Source organism: Streptomyces sp. TRM64462, assembly GCF_013362995.1.
GTDB lineage: Bacteria > Actinomycetota > Actinomycetes > Streptomycetales > Streptomycetaceae > Streptomyces.
In genome coordinates, this window is the sequence record NZ_JABWDV010000231.1 from 1 (window position 1) to 16,378 (window position 16,378).

General features: G+C 72.2%; 12 protein-coding genes. 10 read left to right on the forward strand and 2 right to left on the reverse strand.

Annotated features, from left to right (window positions below; translation table 11 throughout):
• Positions 1-201 precede the first annotated feature (201 nt).
• From trpB to lgt, 4 genes are all read left to right on the forward strand, one after another.
• Positions 202-1,470, forward strand: a complete 1,269-nt coding sequence (gene trpB / locus HTZ82_RS10650) for a tryptophan synthase subunit beta (RefSeq protein ID WP_175409088.1) — start codon at positions 202-204, stop codon at positions 1,468-1,470.
• Positions 1,471-1,484: 14 nt separating this feature from the next.
• A complete protein-coding gene (gene trpA / locus HTZ82_RS10655) occupies positions 1,485-2,300 on the forward strand; it encodes a tryptophan synthase subunit alpha (RefSeq protein ID WP_175409098.1) in 816 nt (271 codons plus the stop codon).
• A gap of 83 nt (positions 2,301-2,383) precedes the next feature.
• Complete coding sequence (locus HTZ82_RS10660) at positions 2,384-3,274, forward strand: thioredoxin domain-containing protein (protein ID WP_175409089.1); 891 nt, start codon at positions 2,384-2,386, stop codon at positions 3,272-3,274.
• An 89-nt stretch (positions 3,275-3,363) separates the two neighbouring features.
• Positions 3,364-4,299 (forward strand): prolipoprotein diacylglyceryl transferase, encoded by a 936-nt coding sequence (lgt, locus tag HTZ82_RS10665; RefSeq protein WP_254711772.1) that lies wholly within the window; start codon positions 3,364-3,366, stop codon positions 4,297-4,299.
• Positions 4,300-4,376: 77 nt separating this feature from the next.
• Here the strand turns inward: lgt and rbsK are convergent, their stop codons facing one another.
• On the reverse strand, positions 4,377-5,261 hold the full coding sequence (gene rbsK, locus HTZ82_RS10670; protein ID WP_175409090.1) for a ribokinase: 885 nt from the start codon (positions 5,259-5,261) through the stop codon (positions 4,377-4,379).
• Between the two features lie 173 nt (positions 5,262-5,434).
• Between rbsK and HTZ82_RS10675 the strand changes: the two genes are divergently transcribed.
• The 6 genes from HTZ82_RS10675 to HTZ82_RS10700 all read left to right on the forward strand — a co-directional run bounded on the left by HTZ82_RS10675 (position 5,435) and on the right by HTZ82_RS10700 (position 14,414).
• Positions 5,435-6,163: a VIT1/CCC1 transporter family protein gene (locus HTZ82_RS10675; protein ID WP_175409091.1), complete on the forward strand. Its 729-nt coding sequence runs from the start codon at positions 5,435-5,437 to the stop codon at positions 6,161-6,163.
• Between the two features lie 394 nt (positions 6,164-6,557).
• Entirely contained in the window at positions 6,558-11,135 is a 4,578-nt protein-coding gene (gene gltB, locus HTZ82_RS10680) for a glutamate synthase large subunit (protein ID WP_175409092.1), read from the forward strand.
• On the forward strand, positions 11,128-12,588 hold the full coding sequence (locus HTZ82_RS10685) for a glutamate synthase subunit beta (protein WP_175409093.1): 1,461 nt from the start codon (positions 11,128-11,130) through the stop codon (positions 12,586-12,588). Before gltB ends, HTZ82_RS10685 begins: the two co-directional genes overlap by 8 nt.
• A gap of 151 nt (positions 12,589-12,739) precedes the next feature.
• Positions 12,740-13,492 (forward strand): VWA domain-containing protein, encoded by a 753-nt coding sequence (locus tag HTZ82_RS10690; RefSeq protein WP_175409094.1) that lies wholly within the window; start codon positions 12,740-12,742, stop codon positions 13,490-13,492.
• Positions 13,489-13,872, forward strand: a complete 384-nt coding sequence (locus tag HTZ82_RS10695) for a VOC family protein (RefSeq protein WP_175409095.1) — start codon at positions 13,489-13,491, stop codon at positions 13,870-13,872. Before HTZ82_RS10690 ends, HTZ82_RS10695 begins: the two co-directional genes overlap by 4 nt.
• A gap of 167 nt (positions 13,873-14,039) precedes the next feature.
• Complete coding sequence (locus HTZ82_RS10700; RefSeq protein ID WP_175409096.1) at positions 14,040-14,414, forward strand: DUF1304 domain-containing protein; 375 nt, start codon at positions 14,040-14,042, stop codon at positions 14,412-14,414.
• 132 nt (positions 14,415-14,546) lie between these two features.
• Here HTZ82_RS10700 and HTZ82_RS10705 read toward each other — a convergent pair whose 3' ends face one another.
• On the reverse strand, positions 14,547-16,106 hold the full coding sequence (locus tag HTZ82_RS10705; protein ID WP_175409097.1) for an ankyrin repeat domain-containing protein: 1,560 nt from the start codon (positions 16,104-16,106) through the stop codon (positions 14,547-14,549).
• Between the last annotated feature and the right edge of the window lie 272 nt (positions 16,107-16,378).

Below are 16,378 nucleotides of genomic sequence, written 5' to 3' on the forward strand. Positions count from 1 at the left end.
GCTCTTCGAGCAGGGGGGACCCCCAGGGGCTCAATTTGAGCCCGTCCGGCGATTGAGGACGAGCGCCGTTCAGGCGCGAAAACGGGGGTCTGGGGGCGAAGCCCCCAGTTACGGGAAGGGGCGGGACAGGGGAAGAAGTCGCACCAGGCCATCCCGAGACCTGACCGCCAGGGCGAGCCCTGGCAGAGGAGCATGTCACTGATGCCCAGCGAGTTCTTCATCCCGGACCCGGAGGGTCGCACCCCGAACGCCGAGGGCTACTTCGGCGCGTTCGGCGGCAAGTTCATCCCCGAGGCCCTCGTCGCCGCCGTCGACGAGGTCGCCGTCGAGTACGACAAGGCCAAGGCCGACCCCGAGTTCGCGCGCGAGCTCGATGACCTGCTGGTGCACTACACCGGCCGGCCCAGCGCCCTCACCGAGGTACCCCGGTTCGCCGAACACGCCGGCGGCGCCCGGGTCTTCCTCAAGCGCGAGGACCTCAACCACACCGGCTCCCACAAGATCAACAACGTGCTCGGCCAGGCGCTGCTCACCAGGCGCATGGGCAAGACCCGGGTGATCGCGGAGACCGGCGCCGGCCAGCACGGCGTCGCCACGGCCACCGCGTGCGCCCTGTTCGGGCTCGACTGCACCATCTACATGGGCGAGATCGACACCCGGCGCCAGGCGCTCAACGTGGCCCGCATGCGGATGCTCGGCGCCGAGGTCGTCGCCGTGAAGTCCGGCAGCCGCACCCTCAAGGACGCCATCAACGAGGCGTTCCGCGACTGGGTCGCCAACGTGGACAGCACCCACTACCTGTTCGGCACGGTCGCGGGCCCGCACCCGTTCCCGGCCATGGTCCGGGACTTCCACCGCGTCATCGGCGTCGAGGCCCGCCGCCAGATCCTGGAGCGCGCCGGACGGCTGCCCGACGCGGCCGTCGCCTGCGTCGGCGGCGGCTCCAACGCCATCGGCCTGTTCCACGCGTTCATCCCGGACGCGGACGTCCGGCTCATCGGCTGCGAACCCGCCGGGCACGGCGTCGAGACCGGCGAGCACGCGGCGACCCTGACCGCGGGCGAGCCCGGCATCCTGCACGGCTCCCGCTCGTACGTCCTCCAGGACGAGGAGGGCCAGATCACCGAGCCGTACTCGATCTCGGCCGGACTGGACTACCCCGGCATCGGCCCCGAGCACGCCTACCTCAAGGACAGCGGCCGTGGCGAGTACCGCGCCGTCACCGACGACGCCGCCATGCAGGCCCTGCGGCTGCTGTCGCGCACCGAGGGCATCATCCCGGCCATCGAGTCGGCGCACGCGCTCGCCGGCGCCCTGGAGGTCGGCCGGGAGCTCGGCAAGGACGGGCTGATCATCGTCAATCTGTCCGGCCGCGGCGACAAGGACATGGACACCGCCGCCCGCTACTTCGGGCTGTACGACGGGACCACCGAAGACAACGCCGACGACACGGGGGAGGGCTCCAAGTGAGCGGGGCTGAATTCATTGGCGGGAACATCCAGCTGCTGAGCGACACCCTGGCGGAGGCCAAGGCGGAGAACCGGGCCGCGCTCGTCGCGTACCTCCCGGCCGGATTCCCGACCGTCGACGGGGGCATCGACGCGATCAAGGCCGCCTTCGACGGCGGCGCCGACATCGTCGAGGTCGGCCTGCCGCACAGCGACCCGGTCCTCGACGGACCCGTCATCCAGACCGCCGACGACATCGCCCTGCGCGGCGGCGTGAAGATCGCCGACGTGATGCGCACGGTCCGCGAGGCCCACGAGGCCACCGGCAAGCCGGTCCTCGTCATGACGTACTGGAACCCCATCGACCGGTACGGCGTCGAGCGCTTCACGGCCGAGCTGGCCGAGGTGGGCGGGGCCGGGTGCATCCTGCCCGACCTGCCCGTCCAGGAGTCCGCACTGTGGCGTGAGCACGCCGACAAGCACGGTCTGGCCACCGTCTTCGTCGTCGCGCCCAGCAGCAAGGACGAGCGGCTCGCCACCATCACCGCCGCCGGCTCCGGGTTCGTGTACGCGGCGTCGCTGATGGGCGTCACCGGCACCCGCGAGTCCGTCGGCGAGCAGGCCGCCGACCTGGTACGCCGCACCCGTGCCACCACGGACCTGCCGGTGTGCGTCGGGCTCGGCGTGTCGAACGCCGCGCAGGCCGCCGAGGTCGCCGCCTTCGCGGACGGCGTCATCGTCGGCTCCGCCTTCGTCAAGCGGCTGCTGGACGCCCCCGACGAAGCGGCCGGACTCGCCGCCGTACGGGAACTGGCGGGCGAACTGGCCCGCGGCGTGCGACGCGGCGCCTAGAGGTTCGCGAGGGTTTCGTCGCTCGAACGAGTGGTTGTGGACCGGGGAGGCACGCGGGTGCCTCCCCGGTTCGTTTGCCGGTCGTGAGCGAGAAGAACAACGCAGGGAAGCGGAGCGCGCGCGAGCGGCTCCAGATGGAACGCGAGCGCGAGCGGGCCCGGGAGAAACGGCGCCGGCTCGTGATCGTCGCGGCGGCCGTCGTCGGCGTGCTCGGCCTGGCCGCCGTCATCGGCGTCATCGCGGCGAACACCGGCGGGGACGACGACACGGCGGGCGCGGGTCCCGTCACGGCGCCGTCCGGCGCGGTCGGCGACGACAAGCTGATCATCCCGGTCGGCGCGACCGACGCCCCCTCCACGCTCACCGTGTGGGAGGACTTCCGCTGCCCGGCCTGCGCCCTGTTCGAGAACAACTTCCGCGACACCATCCATGAGCTCACGGACTCCGGGCAGCTCAAGGTCCACTACCGGCTCGCCACGATCATCGACGGCAACATGGGCGGCAGCGGCTCGCTGAACGCGGCGAACGCCGCGGCGTGCGCGCAGGACGCGGGCAAGTTCGTCCCGTACCACGACGTGCTCTTCCAGAACCAGCCGCAGGAGACCGACGACGCCTTCGCCAAGGACGGGACGCTCTTCGACCTCGCGGCGAAGGTCCAGGGCCTGGACACCCCGGCGTTCCGCAGTTGCGTCACGAACGGCACGCACGACAGCTGGGTCGCCGAGTCCAACCAGGCGTTCCGCGCCGGCGACTTCCGCGGCACCCCGACCGTGCTGCTGAACGGCGAATCGATCTTCCCGACGAAGGGGAACGAGCAGATCTCCCCGGCGAACCTGAAGAAGTGGGTGGCCGAGGCCAATCAGGGCAAGAAGCCCGGCACGGCCACCGCACCGGCCCCCGGATCGCCGTCGCCCGGCCGCTCCCCGGACCCCGATGTGTCCCCGACGCCGGGCGACACGGTGCAGGCTCCCTGACAGCACAGCGTCACACGGCACAGCGTTATGCAGTCTTTGCCGGGCGGGCTGCCGCGTTCTCCGTCCGGCAAGGTAGCGTCGGTGCTGCCATGGACCTTGCCTACATTCCCAGCCCGTCGACCGGCGTGATCAACCTCGGACCGATCCCGCTGCGCGGCTATGCCTTCTGCATCATCATCGGTGTCTTCGTCGCCGTCTGGTACGGCAACAAGCGCTGGATCGCCCGGGGCGGCAAAGCCGGCACCGTCGCGGACATCGCCGTCTGGGCGGTGCCCTTCGGCCTGATCGGCGGCCGCCTCTACCACGTCGTCACCGACTACCAGCTCTACTTCAGCGAGGGTGAGAACTGGGTCGACGCGTTCAAGATCTGGGAGGGCGGTCTCGGCATCTGGGGCGCGATCGCGTTCGGTGCCGTCGGCGCCTGGATCGGCTGCCGCCGCCGGGGCATCCCGCTCCCCGCGTACGCGGACGCCATCGCGCCCGGTATCGCCTTCGCCCAGGCCATCGGCCGCTGGGGCAACTGGTTCAACCAGGAGCTGTACGGCAGGCCGACCGATCTGCCGTGGGCGCTGAAGATCTCCGAGGGCGTGAACCGCGAGGCCGGCCTGTACCACCCGACCTTCCTGTACGAGTCGCTGTGGTGCGTCGGTGTCGCGCTGCTCGTCGTCTGGGCCGACCGCCGCTTCAAGCTCGGCCACGGACGCGTCTTCGCCCTGTACGTCGCCGCCTACTGCGCGGGCCGCGGCTGGATCGAGTACATGCGCATCGACGACGCCCACCACATCCTGGGCCTCCGGCTGAACGTGTGGACCGCGATCCTGGTGTTCCTGCTCGCGGTGGCGTACATCGTGATCTCGTCGCGTGTCAGCCCCGGCCGTGAGGAGATCGTCGAACCCGCGGCCGCCGCCGAGGCCGCCGCGGCCGAAGCCGCCGCGGACGGCGACCAGGCGGCCCGGGACAAGGCGGCCGCCGACGGGGACGGCGCCGACGGCGAGCCGCGCCAGAAGCAGAAGCAGAAGTCGTAGCGGGAGGACGCCCTCCGCACGGGGCGGCCGCCGGGACCACGGTTCCGGCGGCCGCCCCTTTCCGTGTCACCCGGCGGTCACGCGCCGTCGATCTCCGTCCGGTACGGCATCGAGGACGACGCCCCGGGCCGCTGCACCGACAGCGCGGCGGCCGACGACGCCCAGGCCAGGGCCTCCCGTACCGGTCGGCCCTCACCGAGGGCCACCGCCAGCGCGCCCACGAACGTGTCCCCGGCCGCCGTCGTGTCCACCGCCCGCACCCGCCGGGCCGGCACCGTCACCGGGCGGGCGTCCCGTGCCGCGTACAGGCACCCGGCCGCGCCCAGCGTGACGACCACCTCCGGGACGTCCCGCAGCAGCTCCTCGGCGGCCGCGCGCGGGTCGGCCACGCCGGTCAGCTCGGCGGCCTCGTGCTCGTTCGGCACCAGCAGGTCGGTCGCGGCGAGCAGCTCGCGCGGCAGGCACTGGGCGGGTGCGGGCGTCAGGACCGTACGGACGCCGTGTCCGCGGGCCGCCTCGGCCCCGGCCACGACGGCGTCCAGCGGCAGCTCCAGCTGGAGCAGCAGGGCGTCCGACGCGGCGATGCGGTCCTCGTCGCCGGGTGAGAGGCCGGTGACCGCCGCGTTGGCGCCCGGGACGACGACGATCGCGTTGCCGCCCTGGTCGTCGACCACGATGTGCGCGGTGCCGGACGGGCCGTCGACGGTGCGCAGCAGCGTGGTGTCCACGCCGGACTCCTCCAGGCCCGCCCGCAGCCGGGTGCCGAAGTCGTCCGAGCCGACCGCGCCGATCATCGACACCGCGCCGCCCGCCCGCGCAGCCGCGACGGCCTGGTTGGCGCCCTTGCCGCCGGGCACCGTACGGAACTCCCGGCCCGGGACGGTCTCGCCCATCCGGGGCGCCCGGCGGACGTAGGCGACGAGGTCCATGTTGGTGCTGCCGAGCACGGCGATACGGGTCATGCCGGAAATTCTCCACCGCGAGCACGGGTCTCGCAGGCCAGGTCAACCTTACTAAGTAAAGCCTGCCTTGCTGGCGCGCCCCTTACATCGAGCGTAATTTCGAGAGGCGAGGGGGCGGGTCCTCTGTGCGGTGCCGCCGCCCTCGTGACGCCATGGAAAGCAAGGGGAGAGCTGTGTCCATCATCGAGACCGAGGCGGCGCTGCACGTCGCGCACCGCGACAATCACACGCACCGCGATGTGAACGGCGGCTGGCTGCGGCCGGCGGTGTTCGGCGCGATGGACGGCCTCGTCTCCAACCTCGCCCTGATGACCGGTGTCGCCGGCGGCTCGGTCGCGCCGCAGACCATCGTCATCACCGGCCTCGCGGGCCTCGCCGCCGGCGCGTTCTCGATGGCCGCGGGCGAGTACACGTCCGTGGCCTCGCAGCGCGAGCTGGTCCAGGCGGAGCTGGACGTCGAGCGGCGTGAGCTGCGCAAGCACCCGGTGGACGAGATGGAGGAGCTCGCCGCGCTGTATGTGGCGCGGGGCGTCGAGCCGCAGCTCGCCCGCGAGGTGGCCATGCAGCTGTCCCGCGATCCGGAGCAGGCCCTGGAGATCCACGCCCGCGAGGAGCTCGGCATCGACCCGGACGACCTGCCGTCGCCGCTCGTCGCCGCCGCCTCGTCGTTCGGCTCCTTCGCGCTCGGCGCGCTGCTGCCCGTCCTGCCGTACCTGCTCGGCGCGACGGCCCTGTGGCCCGCGGTGCTGCTCGCGCTCGCCGGACTGTTCGGCTGCGGCGCGCTCGTGGCCCGGGTCACCGCGCGCACCTGGTGGTACAGCGGGCTGCGGCAGCTGGCGCTCGGCGGCGCCGCCGCGGCCGTCACGTACGCGTTGGGCGCGGCCTTCGGCGCGGCACTCTGACGACTGCCGGGTGCCGGATGCGCCGACCTGTGGGACCGTCGTTGTGATGAACGTCCAATAGCCGGATCGCCCCCCTGGTGCGACACTATGCAAGGCGCTACATAAGTAGCCGTTACACGGCGGTTTCGGTTCCCTCATCCCAGGGCATGAGCCGTAAGCGCGCGGGCAATGAAGCCCGCATTCCACTGACGGACCGGCGGACGCCATCCACGCCCCGCACGAGCTCCGTCCCCCCACATCTCCATTCGCACCGCACTGCGCGGTGTCCGCATGCTGGAATGGGCTATCCCGGTTCCCGGGATAGCTTCCATCATGTAACCTGCACGAAATTTCGCGGAGGGCCAACGTCGTCCCTCTGGCACTTGCACATGCCACGACGACGACGGGAGAGCCGATGCGTTCCGACGCCTGGTCGCCCATGGACGGTCGCCCCGCCCCGCAGGGGATGTACGACCCCCGCAACGAACACGACGCGTGCGGCGTCGGGTTGGTGGCCACCCTGACCGGTGTTCCCAGCCACGAGCTGGTCGAGCAGGCGCTGACCGTACTGCGCAACCTCGAGCACCGGGGCGCGACCGGCTCCGAGCCCGACTCGGGTGACGGCGCCGGCATCCTGATCCAGGTGCCGGACGCCTTCCTTCGCGAGGTCGCCGGCTTCGAGCTGCCCGAGGCCGGCGCGTACGCCGTCGGAACGGCCTTCCTGCCGCGGGGCACCGAGGACGCGACCACCTCCGCCGTCTCACGTATCGAGACGATCGCGGCCGATGAGGGCCTGACCGTCCTCGGCTGGCGCGAGGTCCCCGTCACGCCCGAGCTGCTCGGCGCGACCGCGCGTTCCACCATGCCGGCGTTCCGCCAGCTCTTCGTCACCGACGCCACGGGCGACGCCACCGGCATCGGCCTGGACCGCAAGGCGTTCGTGCTGCGCAAGCGCGCCGAGCTGGAGACCGGCGTCTACTTCCCGTCGCTGTCCGCCCGCACGCTCGTCTACAAGGGCATGCTCACCACCGGGCAGCTGGAGCCGTTCTTCCCGGACCTGTCCGACCGCCGCATCGCCAGCGCCGTCGCCCTGGTCCACTCCCGGTTCTCCACCAACACCTTCCCGAGCTGGCCGCTCGCCCACCCGTACCGCTTCGTCGCCCACAACGGCGAGATCAACACGGTCAAGGGCAACCGCAACTGGATGCGCGCCCGTGAGTCCCAGCTCGTCTCGGACCTGTTCGGTTCCGGCAAGGACCTGGAGCGGATCTTCCCGGTCTGCACCCCGGACGCCTCCGACTCCGCCTCCTTCGACGAGGTCCTGGAGCTCCTCCACCTCGGCGGGCGTTCGCTGCCGCACGCGGTGCTGATGATGGTCCCCGAGGCGTGGGAGAACCACGACTCCATGGACCCGGCCCGCCGCGCCTTCTACCAGTACCACTCCACGATGATGGAGCCCTGGGACGGCCCCGCCTGCGTCACCTTCACCGACGGCACCCAGATCGGCGCGGTCCTCGACCGCAACGGCCTGCGCCCCGGCCGCTACTGGGTCACCGACGAGGGCCTCGTCGTCCTCTCCTCCGAGGTCGGCGTCCTCGACATCGACCCCTCGAAGGTCGTCCGCAAGGGCCGCCTCCAGCCCGGCAAGATGTTCCTCGTCGACACCGCCGAGCACCGCATCATCGAGGACGACGAGATCAAGGCGAAGCTCGCCGCCGAACACCCGTACCAGGAGTGGCTGGAGACGGGCATCATCGAGCTGGGCGACCTGCCCGAGCGCGAGCACATCATCCACACCCACGCCTCGGTGACCCGCCGTCAGCAGACCTTCGGCTACACCGAGGAGGAGCTGCGCGTCCTCCTCGCGCCGATGGCCCGCACCGGCATGGAGCCGATCGGCTCCATGGGTACGGACTCGCCGATCGCCGCGCTGTCCGAGCGCCCGCGCCTGCTCTTCGACTACTTCACGCAGCTCTTCGCGCAGGTCACCAACCCGCCGCTGGACGCCATCCGCGAGGAACTCGTCACCTCCCTGCACTCCTCGCTCGGCCCGCAGGGCAACCTGCTGGAGCCGACCTCCGCGTCCTGCCGCAGCGTCACCCTGCCGTTCCCGGTCATCGACAACGACGAGCTGGCCAAGCTCATCCACATCAACGCCGACGGCGACATGCCCGGCATGACCGCCGTCACCCTCTCCGGCCTCTACCGGGTCTCCGGCGGCGGCGCCGCCCTCGCCGCCCGTATCGAGGAGATCTGCGCCGAGGCCGACGCCGCCATCGAGGACGGCGCCCGCCTCATCGTCCTGTCCGACCGGCACTCCGACGCCGAGCACGCGCCGATCCCGTCGCTGCTGCTCACCTCCGCCGTCCACCACCACCTCATCCGCACCAAGCAGCGCACCAAGGTGGGTCTGCTGGTCGAGGCCGGTGACGTCCGCGAGGTCCACCACGTCGCGCTGCTCATCGGCTACGGCGCCGCCGCCGTCAACCCGTACCTCGCCATGGAGTCCGTCGAGGACCTCGTCCGCGCCGGTACGTTCATCGAGGGCATCGAGCCCGAGCAGGCCATCCGCAACCTGATCTACGCCCTCGGCAAGGGCGTGCTCAAGGTCATGTCGAAGATGGGCATCTCGACCGTCGCCTCCTACCGCGGCGCCCAGGTCTTCGAGGCCGTCGGCCTCGACGACGCCTTCGTCGAGAAGTACTTCAACGGCACCGCCACCAAGATCGGCGGAGCCGGCCTCGACGTCATCGCCAAGGAGGTCGCCGCCCGGCACGCCAAGGGCTACCCGGCCAGCGGCATCGCGCCCGCCCACCGGGCCCTGGAGATCGGCGGCGAGTACCAGTGGCGCCGCGAGGGCGAGCCGCACCTGTTCGACCCGGAGACGGTGTTCCGCCTCCAGCACGCCACGCGCTCCAAGCGGTACGACATCTTCAAGAAGTACACGGAGCGCGTGAACGAGCAGTCCGAGCGGCTGATGACGCTGCGCGGCCTGTTCGGCTTCAAGTCCGACCGGCCGTCCATCTCCCTCGACGAGGTCGAGCCGGCCAGCGAGATCGTCAAGCGGTTCTCGACGGGCGCCATGTCGTACGGCTCCATCTCCAAGGAGGCGCACGAGACCCTCGCCATCGCCATGAACCAGCTCGGCGGCAAGTCCAACACCGGTGAGGGCGGCGAGGACCCGGAGCGCCTGTACGACCCGGCGCGCCGCTCGTCGATCAAGCAGGTCGCGTCCGGCCGCTTCGGCGTCACCTCCGAGTACCTGGTCAACGCCGACGACATCCAGATCAAGATGGCCCAGGGCGCCAAGCCCGGCGAGGGCGGCCAGCTGCCCGGCCACAAGGTCTACCCGTGGGTCGCCAAGACCCGGCACTCCACGCCGGGTGTCGGCCTGATCTCGCCGCCGCCGCACCACGACATCTACTCCATCGAGGACCTGGCTCAGCTGATCCACGACCTCAAGAACGCCAACCCGGCCGCCCGCATCCATGTGAAGCTGGTGTCCGAGGTCGGCGTCGGCACGGTCGCGGCCGGTGTGTCCAAGGCCCACGCGGACGTCGTGCTCATCTCCGGCCACGACGGCGGCACGGGCGCGTCCCCGCTGACGTCGCTGAAGCACGCGGGCGGCCCCTGGGAGCTCGGCCTCGCCGAGACCCAGCAGACCCTGCTGCTCAACGGCCTGCGCGACCGCATCGTCGTCCAGACCGACGGCCAGCTCAAGACCGGCCGCGACGTCGTCATCGCCGCGCTGCTCGGCGCCGAGGAGTTCGGTTTCGCCACCGCGCCGCTCGTCGTCTCCGGCTGCGTCATGATGCGCGTCTGCCACCTGGACACCTGCCCGGTCGGCATCGCCACGCAGAACCCGGTCCTGCGGGAACGCTTCTCCGGCAAGGCCGAGTTCGTCGTCAACTTCTTCCAGTTCATCGCCGAAGAGGTCCGCGAGATCCTCGCCGAGCTGGGCTTCCGCACCCTGGAGGAGGCCGTCGGCCACGCCGAGCTCCTCGACACCGAGCGGGCCGTGGACCACTGGAAGGCGCAGGGCCTCGACCTGGCCCCGCTGTTCCACGTCCCCGAGCTGCCGGACGGCGCCGTCCGCCACCAGCTCGTCGAGCAGGACCACGGCCTGGAGAAGGCCCTGGACAACCAGCTCATCGAGCTCGCCGCCGACGCACTCGGCGCGGACACGGCCGAGGACGCCCAGCCGGTCCGGGCGCAGCTCGCGATCCGCAACATCAACCGGACCGTCGGTACGATGCTCGGCCACGCGGTGACGAAGAAGTTCGGCGGCGCGGGCCTGCCCGACGACACCATCGACATCACGTTCACCGGCTCCGCCGGCCAGTCCTTCGGCGCGTTCGTGCCGCGCGGCGTGACCCTGCGCCTGGAGGGCGACGCCAACGACTACGTCGGCAAGGGCCTCTCCGGCGGCCGCGTCATCGTCCGCCCGGACCGCGGCGCCGACCACCTGGCCGAGTACTCGACCATCGCCGGCAACACCATCGCGTACGGAGCGACCGGCGGCGAGATCTTCCTGCGCGGCCGCACCGGCGAACGCTTCTGCGTCCGCAACTCCGGCGCGCTGGTCGTCTCCGAGGGCGTCGGCGACCACGGCTGCGAGTACATGACCGGCGGCCGCGCCGTCGTGCTCGGCGAGACCGGCCGCAACTTCGCCGCCGGCATGTCCGGTGGTGTCGCGTACGTCATCGACCTCGACCGCGACAACGTCAACTCCGGCAACGTCGGCGCGATCGAGACCCTCGACGACACCGACAAGGCATGGCTGCACGACGTGGTGCGCCGCCACCACGAGGAGACCGGCTCCACCGTGGCCGAGAGGCTCCTCGCCGAGTGGTCCGTCGCCGTGGACCGCTTCAGCAAGATCATCCCGACCACGTACAAGGCAGTGCTCGCCGCCAAGGACGCCGCCGAGCGGGCCGGCCTCTCCGAGGCCGAGACCACCGAGAAGATGATGGAGGCGGCGACCAATGGCTGACCCCAAGGGCTTCCTGACCACCGGCCGCGAGGTCGCCGAGACCCGTCCCGTGGCCGAGCGCGTCAAGGACTGGAACGAGGTCTACGTCCCCGGCTCCCTGCTGCCGATCATCAGCAAGCAGGCGTCCCGCTGCATGGACTGCGGCATCCCGTTCTGCCACAACGGCTGCCCCCTCGGAAACCTCATCCCCGAGTGGAACGACTTCGCGTACCGCGAGGACTGGGGCGCCGCCTACGAGCGGCTGCACGCCACCAACAACTTCCCGGAGTTCACCGGGCGGCTCTGCCCCGCGCCCTGCGAGGCGGCGTGCGTGCTCGGCATCAACCAGCCGGCCGTCACCATCAAGAACGTCGAGGTCTCGATCATCGACAAGGCCTGGGACTCGGGGAACGTCACCCCGCAGCCCCCGGAGCGGCTGTCCGGCAAGACCGTCGCCGTCATCGGCTCCGGCCCGGCCGGCCTGGCCGCCGCCCAGCAGCTCACGCGGGCCGGCCACACGGTGGCCGTGTACGAGCGGGCCGACCGCGTCGGCGGTCTCCTCCGCTACGGCATCCCCGAGTTCAAGATGGAGAAGCGGCACATCAACCGGCGCATCGAGCAGATGCGCGCGGAGGGCACCCGCTTCCGTACGGGCATCGAGATCGGCCGCGACCTGAAGGCCACGGACCTGCGCAAGCGGTACGACGCGGTCGTCATCGCCGCGGGCGCGACGACCGCCCGCGACCTGCCGGTCCCCGGTCGCGAGCTCAAGGGCATCCACCAGGCGATGGAGTACCTGCCGCTCGCGAACAAGGTCCAGGAGGGCGACTTCGTCACCCCGCCGATCACCGCCGAGGGCAAGCACGTCGTCGTCATCGGCGGCGGCGACACCGGCGCGGACTGCGTGGGCACCGCCCACCGCCAGGGCGCGGCCTCCGTCACCCAGCTGGAGATCATGCCCAGGCCGGGCGAGGACCGGGCGCCGCACCAGCCGTGGCCGACCTTCCCCATGCTGTACAAGGTCACCTCGGCCCACGAGGAGGGCGGCGAGCGCGTCTACTCGGTGTCCACGACCCACTTCGAGGGCGACGAGGACGGCAACGTCCAGTTCCTGCACCTCGTGGAGGTCGAGTTCGTCGACGGCAAGCTGACGCAGAAGCCCGGCACCGAGCGGAAGATCCCCGCCCAGCTGGTCACCCTCGCGATGGGCTTCACCGGCACCGACCGGGAGAACGGCCTGGTCGAGCAGTTTGGTCTGGACCTCGACGAGCGGGGTAACATCGCCCGAGACGCCGACTTCCAGACCAATGTGCCTGGTGTCTTCGTCGCCGGCGACGCGGGCCGCGGCCAGTCCCTCATCGTGTGGGCCATCGCCGAGGGCCGCTCCGCCGCCCGCGGAGTGGACCGCCACCTGACGGGCGCCAGCGACCTGCCGGCCCCGATCCGCCCGACGGACCGCGCCCTGACCGTCTGACGGTCCGGCGCCCTCCGAAGGGCCCTGGAGAACGTCCCGTACAACGGCGTACGGAACACAGCAGCGCCTGCCACGTCGTCCCCGACCGGACCGATGGCAGGCGCTGCGCCTTGTCGTGGCGTAACTTCCCCGAGTGCGAAGGGAGTCACACATGGCCATCAGCCTCCGGAAGGTGGAGGAGACCGCGCCCGCGCTGGTCAGCCTCTACAAGACCGCCGGCGTCTCGCTGCGCAAGCACGGGCTGGGCGGCGAGCGCGCCGCCGTCTACCTGGTGGTGGACTACTCCGGGTCGATGCGGCCCTACTACAAGGACGGCAGCGTCCAGGCCCTCGCGGACCGGGTGCTCGGCCTGTCCGCGAACCTGGACGACGACGGGAGCGTCCCGGTCGTCTTCTTCTCGACGGACGTGGACGCCTTCACCGACATCGACCTGGCCGGGCACGAGGGCCGAGTCGACCGGATCGTGGCGGGCCTCGGCCACATGGGCAGGACGAGCTACCACCTGGCGATGGACGCGGTCATCGACCACTATCTGGACAGCGGCGCGGACGCCCCGGCGCTGGTCGTGTTCCAGACGGACGGCGGCCCCGTCAACCGCCTCGCCGCCGAGAAGTACCTGTGCAAGGCGGCGCGGCTGCCGCTCTTCTGGCAGTTCGTCGGCTTCGGCGACCCGGACAGCCGCCAGTTCGACTTCCTGCGCCGGCTCGACGACCTGCCGGTCCCGGCCCGTCGGCAGGTCGACAACGCGGGCTTCTTCCACGCGGGCGAGGACCCGCGGCGCGTACCGGACGAGGTCCTGTACGACCGGCTGATCGGCGAGTTCCCGGCGTGGCTCGCGGCGGCGCGGGCGCAGGGCATAATCCGCTCGGCGGGACCGGAGCGAACTGGCAGGGTGACCCCATGACTTCGCTCGTACGCCATGTGACCATCGACTGCGCGGACCCCTACCGCCTGGCCTCCTTCTGGTCCGCCGCCCTGGGCGCCCCCCTGGCCGACGACGACCACCCCGGCGACCCGGAAGCCCAGGTGCTGGCCCCCGGAGTGGGCCTCCTCTTCCTCACCGTCCCGGAGAAGAAGACCGTCAAGAACCGCCTCCACCTCGACCTCCAGCCCCAGGACCGCACCCGCGACGAGGAGGTCACCCGCCTCCTCGCCCTCGGCGCCACCCTCGTCGACGACCAGCGCCGACCGGACGGCACGGGCTGGGCGGTTCTGTCGGACATCGAGGGCAACGAATTCTGCGTCGAACGCAGCCGCGCCGAACGCGCGGCGACGGGCGGCTGAGCGGATTCGGACACGCCTTCGGGCGGCGTGCGCCGGCGTGGGCGCCGGGCGGGGGCGCCGGGCGTGGGTGTGGGCGTGGGTGTGGGCGCCTGGCGTCGGCGCCGCCCGGTGGGTGAACCGGTGGCGCGGCGGGCGTGGCCGGCCGGGCGGGAGGGAAACCTCGGGCGATGAACGTCATCGCCCAGGTGTGCGCGCTGATCGCCGCGGCCATCCACCTCGTCGTCGGACTCCTGGAGAGCTTCTTCTACGACCGCCCCGCGGTCCGCCGGTTCCTCACGCTCAGCGAGGACAACCCGCCCGCGCTGCGCCTGTGGACCTTCAACGTCGGCTTCTACAACATCTTCCTCGCCGCGGGGCTCATCGCCGGACTCGTCGCCGCGTGGAGCGGTCACGAAAGCGTCGGCCGGGCGCTCGTGATCTATGTGAGCGCCTTCATGGTGGCGGGCGGGATCATGCTGTTCGTCTCCGACCGCCGTCTGTGGCAGGGGTCGCTGGGGCAGGGGCTTCTGCCGCTGGTCGCCCTGGTGACGCTGCTGGTCTGACAGGTCTGACAGGTCTGACAGGTCTGACAGGTCTGACAGGTCTGACCGGTCTGACAGGTCCGACCGGCCCGACCGGCTTGACCGGTCTGACTGGTCCGCCCGGTCCGACTGCCTGCACGGCGGCCGGGAGGTTCACCGTCGCGGCAGGACGGACTCCAGGCGGAGCCGGGTCCGTTCGTCGTGGACGTGCTCCAGTGCCTCACGCGCGATCCGGTACGCGGGGCCCTCCGGGTCCTCGGCCACGAGCAGGGCGTCCAGGGCGGGCACGGCCCGCTCGTCCTGGCGGATCGCCAGGCCCCGGGCCGCCTCCGCCGCGGTCACCGGGTCCGGGTCGTCCAGCCGGTCCGCCAGGGCCTCCCGTGCGGCGGGGGAGTCGTCGGGGGCCACCGCGAGGGCGTGCGCCGCCGCGGCCCGCACCGTGGCGTCGCCGTCACGCGCGAGGGTGATCAGCGACGTGACGCCCTCGCGGTGCCCCGCCGGTACGAGGCCCGTGACGGCGACGGCGACCCCGCGCCGTACCCGCGGATCCGGGTGGACGGCGTGCCGCAGGACGTCCGGAAGCACCGCCGGGTCGCCCTGCACGCCCAGCGCCCGCACCACGGCCCGCACCAGGTCCCCGTCCCGCGCCTCCCGCGCCAGCTCCCGCAGCACGGGCAGCGCCCGCGCGCCGAACCCGGCTCTGGCGGAGGTGCCGGCCGTCAGCCGCGCCAGCACCTCCGCCCCGAACGTCTGCCGCACAGGGTCGCCGTCCCCGCACCACGCGACCGCCGCGTCGAACGTCTCGTCGTCCGCCCTGCGGGCCAGGGCCTCCGCCGCCTCCGTCCAGTCGTCGAGCGCCGGGTCGCCGCACCGCAGGGCCCGCTCGGCCAGCTCCTCCGGGGGCGGGCGCAGCCCCAGGGACTCCTCCAGAAGGGTGACGATCGCGGCGTGGCCGGTCTGCTGTTCGCGCCCCGCCACGGGGATGCCGTCGCGCAGCACCTCGACCTCCAGCGTCACGCCGCCGTCCTCCGTGATCCGGCGCGTCACGGTCTCGAACCCCTCCAGGCCGTCCCGCCCCGCCGCGCCCCCGGGGGCCGCACCGCCGTCCGGTACGCGTCCCGCCCCGTACGCCTCCGCCAGCGCCTCCCGCACCACCCGTTCCACGTCACGCCCCATCCACGACCGTGCCTCCGCCAGCGCCGCCTCACCGCCCGGAGCACCCCGGGACAGCAGCGTCCGGACGATGGGCGCCGACCCGCGCCGCGCCGCCGCCACCAGCGGGAGGGCACCGTCCGGGCCGGGCAGCGACGGGTCGGCGCCGTACTCCAGCAGCACCCGCACCGTGTCGGCGAAGCCCTGCCGTACGGCCCACGCCAGCGCCGTGAACCCGTGCTCCTCCCGCTGGTCCGGCCACGCGCCGACCGCCAGCAGGGCGCGCACCGCCTCCGTGTGGCCGTTGCAGGCCGCGCCGCACAGCGGCAGGTCGCCGCCGGTCTCGCCGCTGCCGCGCCCCGGGTCGGCCCCGGCGGCGAGCAGCAGCCGCACGATCGCCGCGTGGCCGTTCACGGCGGCCGTGTACAGGACGGTCCCGCCGTCCTCGTCGGTCGCCTCGGCCGGCGCACCCGACCGCAGCAGCCGCACCACGGTGTCCACCTCGTCACCCAGTACGGCCTCGAACAGATCCTCGTGAACCGGCGCCGGCACCATCGTCATACGTCGACCTTCACCCGCCCGCCGACGCCCCGCAAGCAAATAGCCCCCCGAGGGCCCCTGAGGCACCCGACGAGCCCAGCCGGCCCGGCCAGGCCGGCGGCCCGCCGGGCCACCCCGCACCGCGGCCCTACGTGTCGCACTCCAGCACCGCGCGGCACAGCCCGCACCGCACCCGCACCCGCCCCCGTACCGGGACCCGGATCCGCTGGCGGCACGTCGGGCACGGGAACGACACCCGCAGCTCCGCCCCGCCGCCCCCTTCGAAGGCGTAC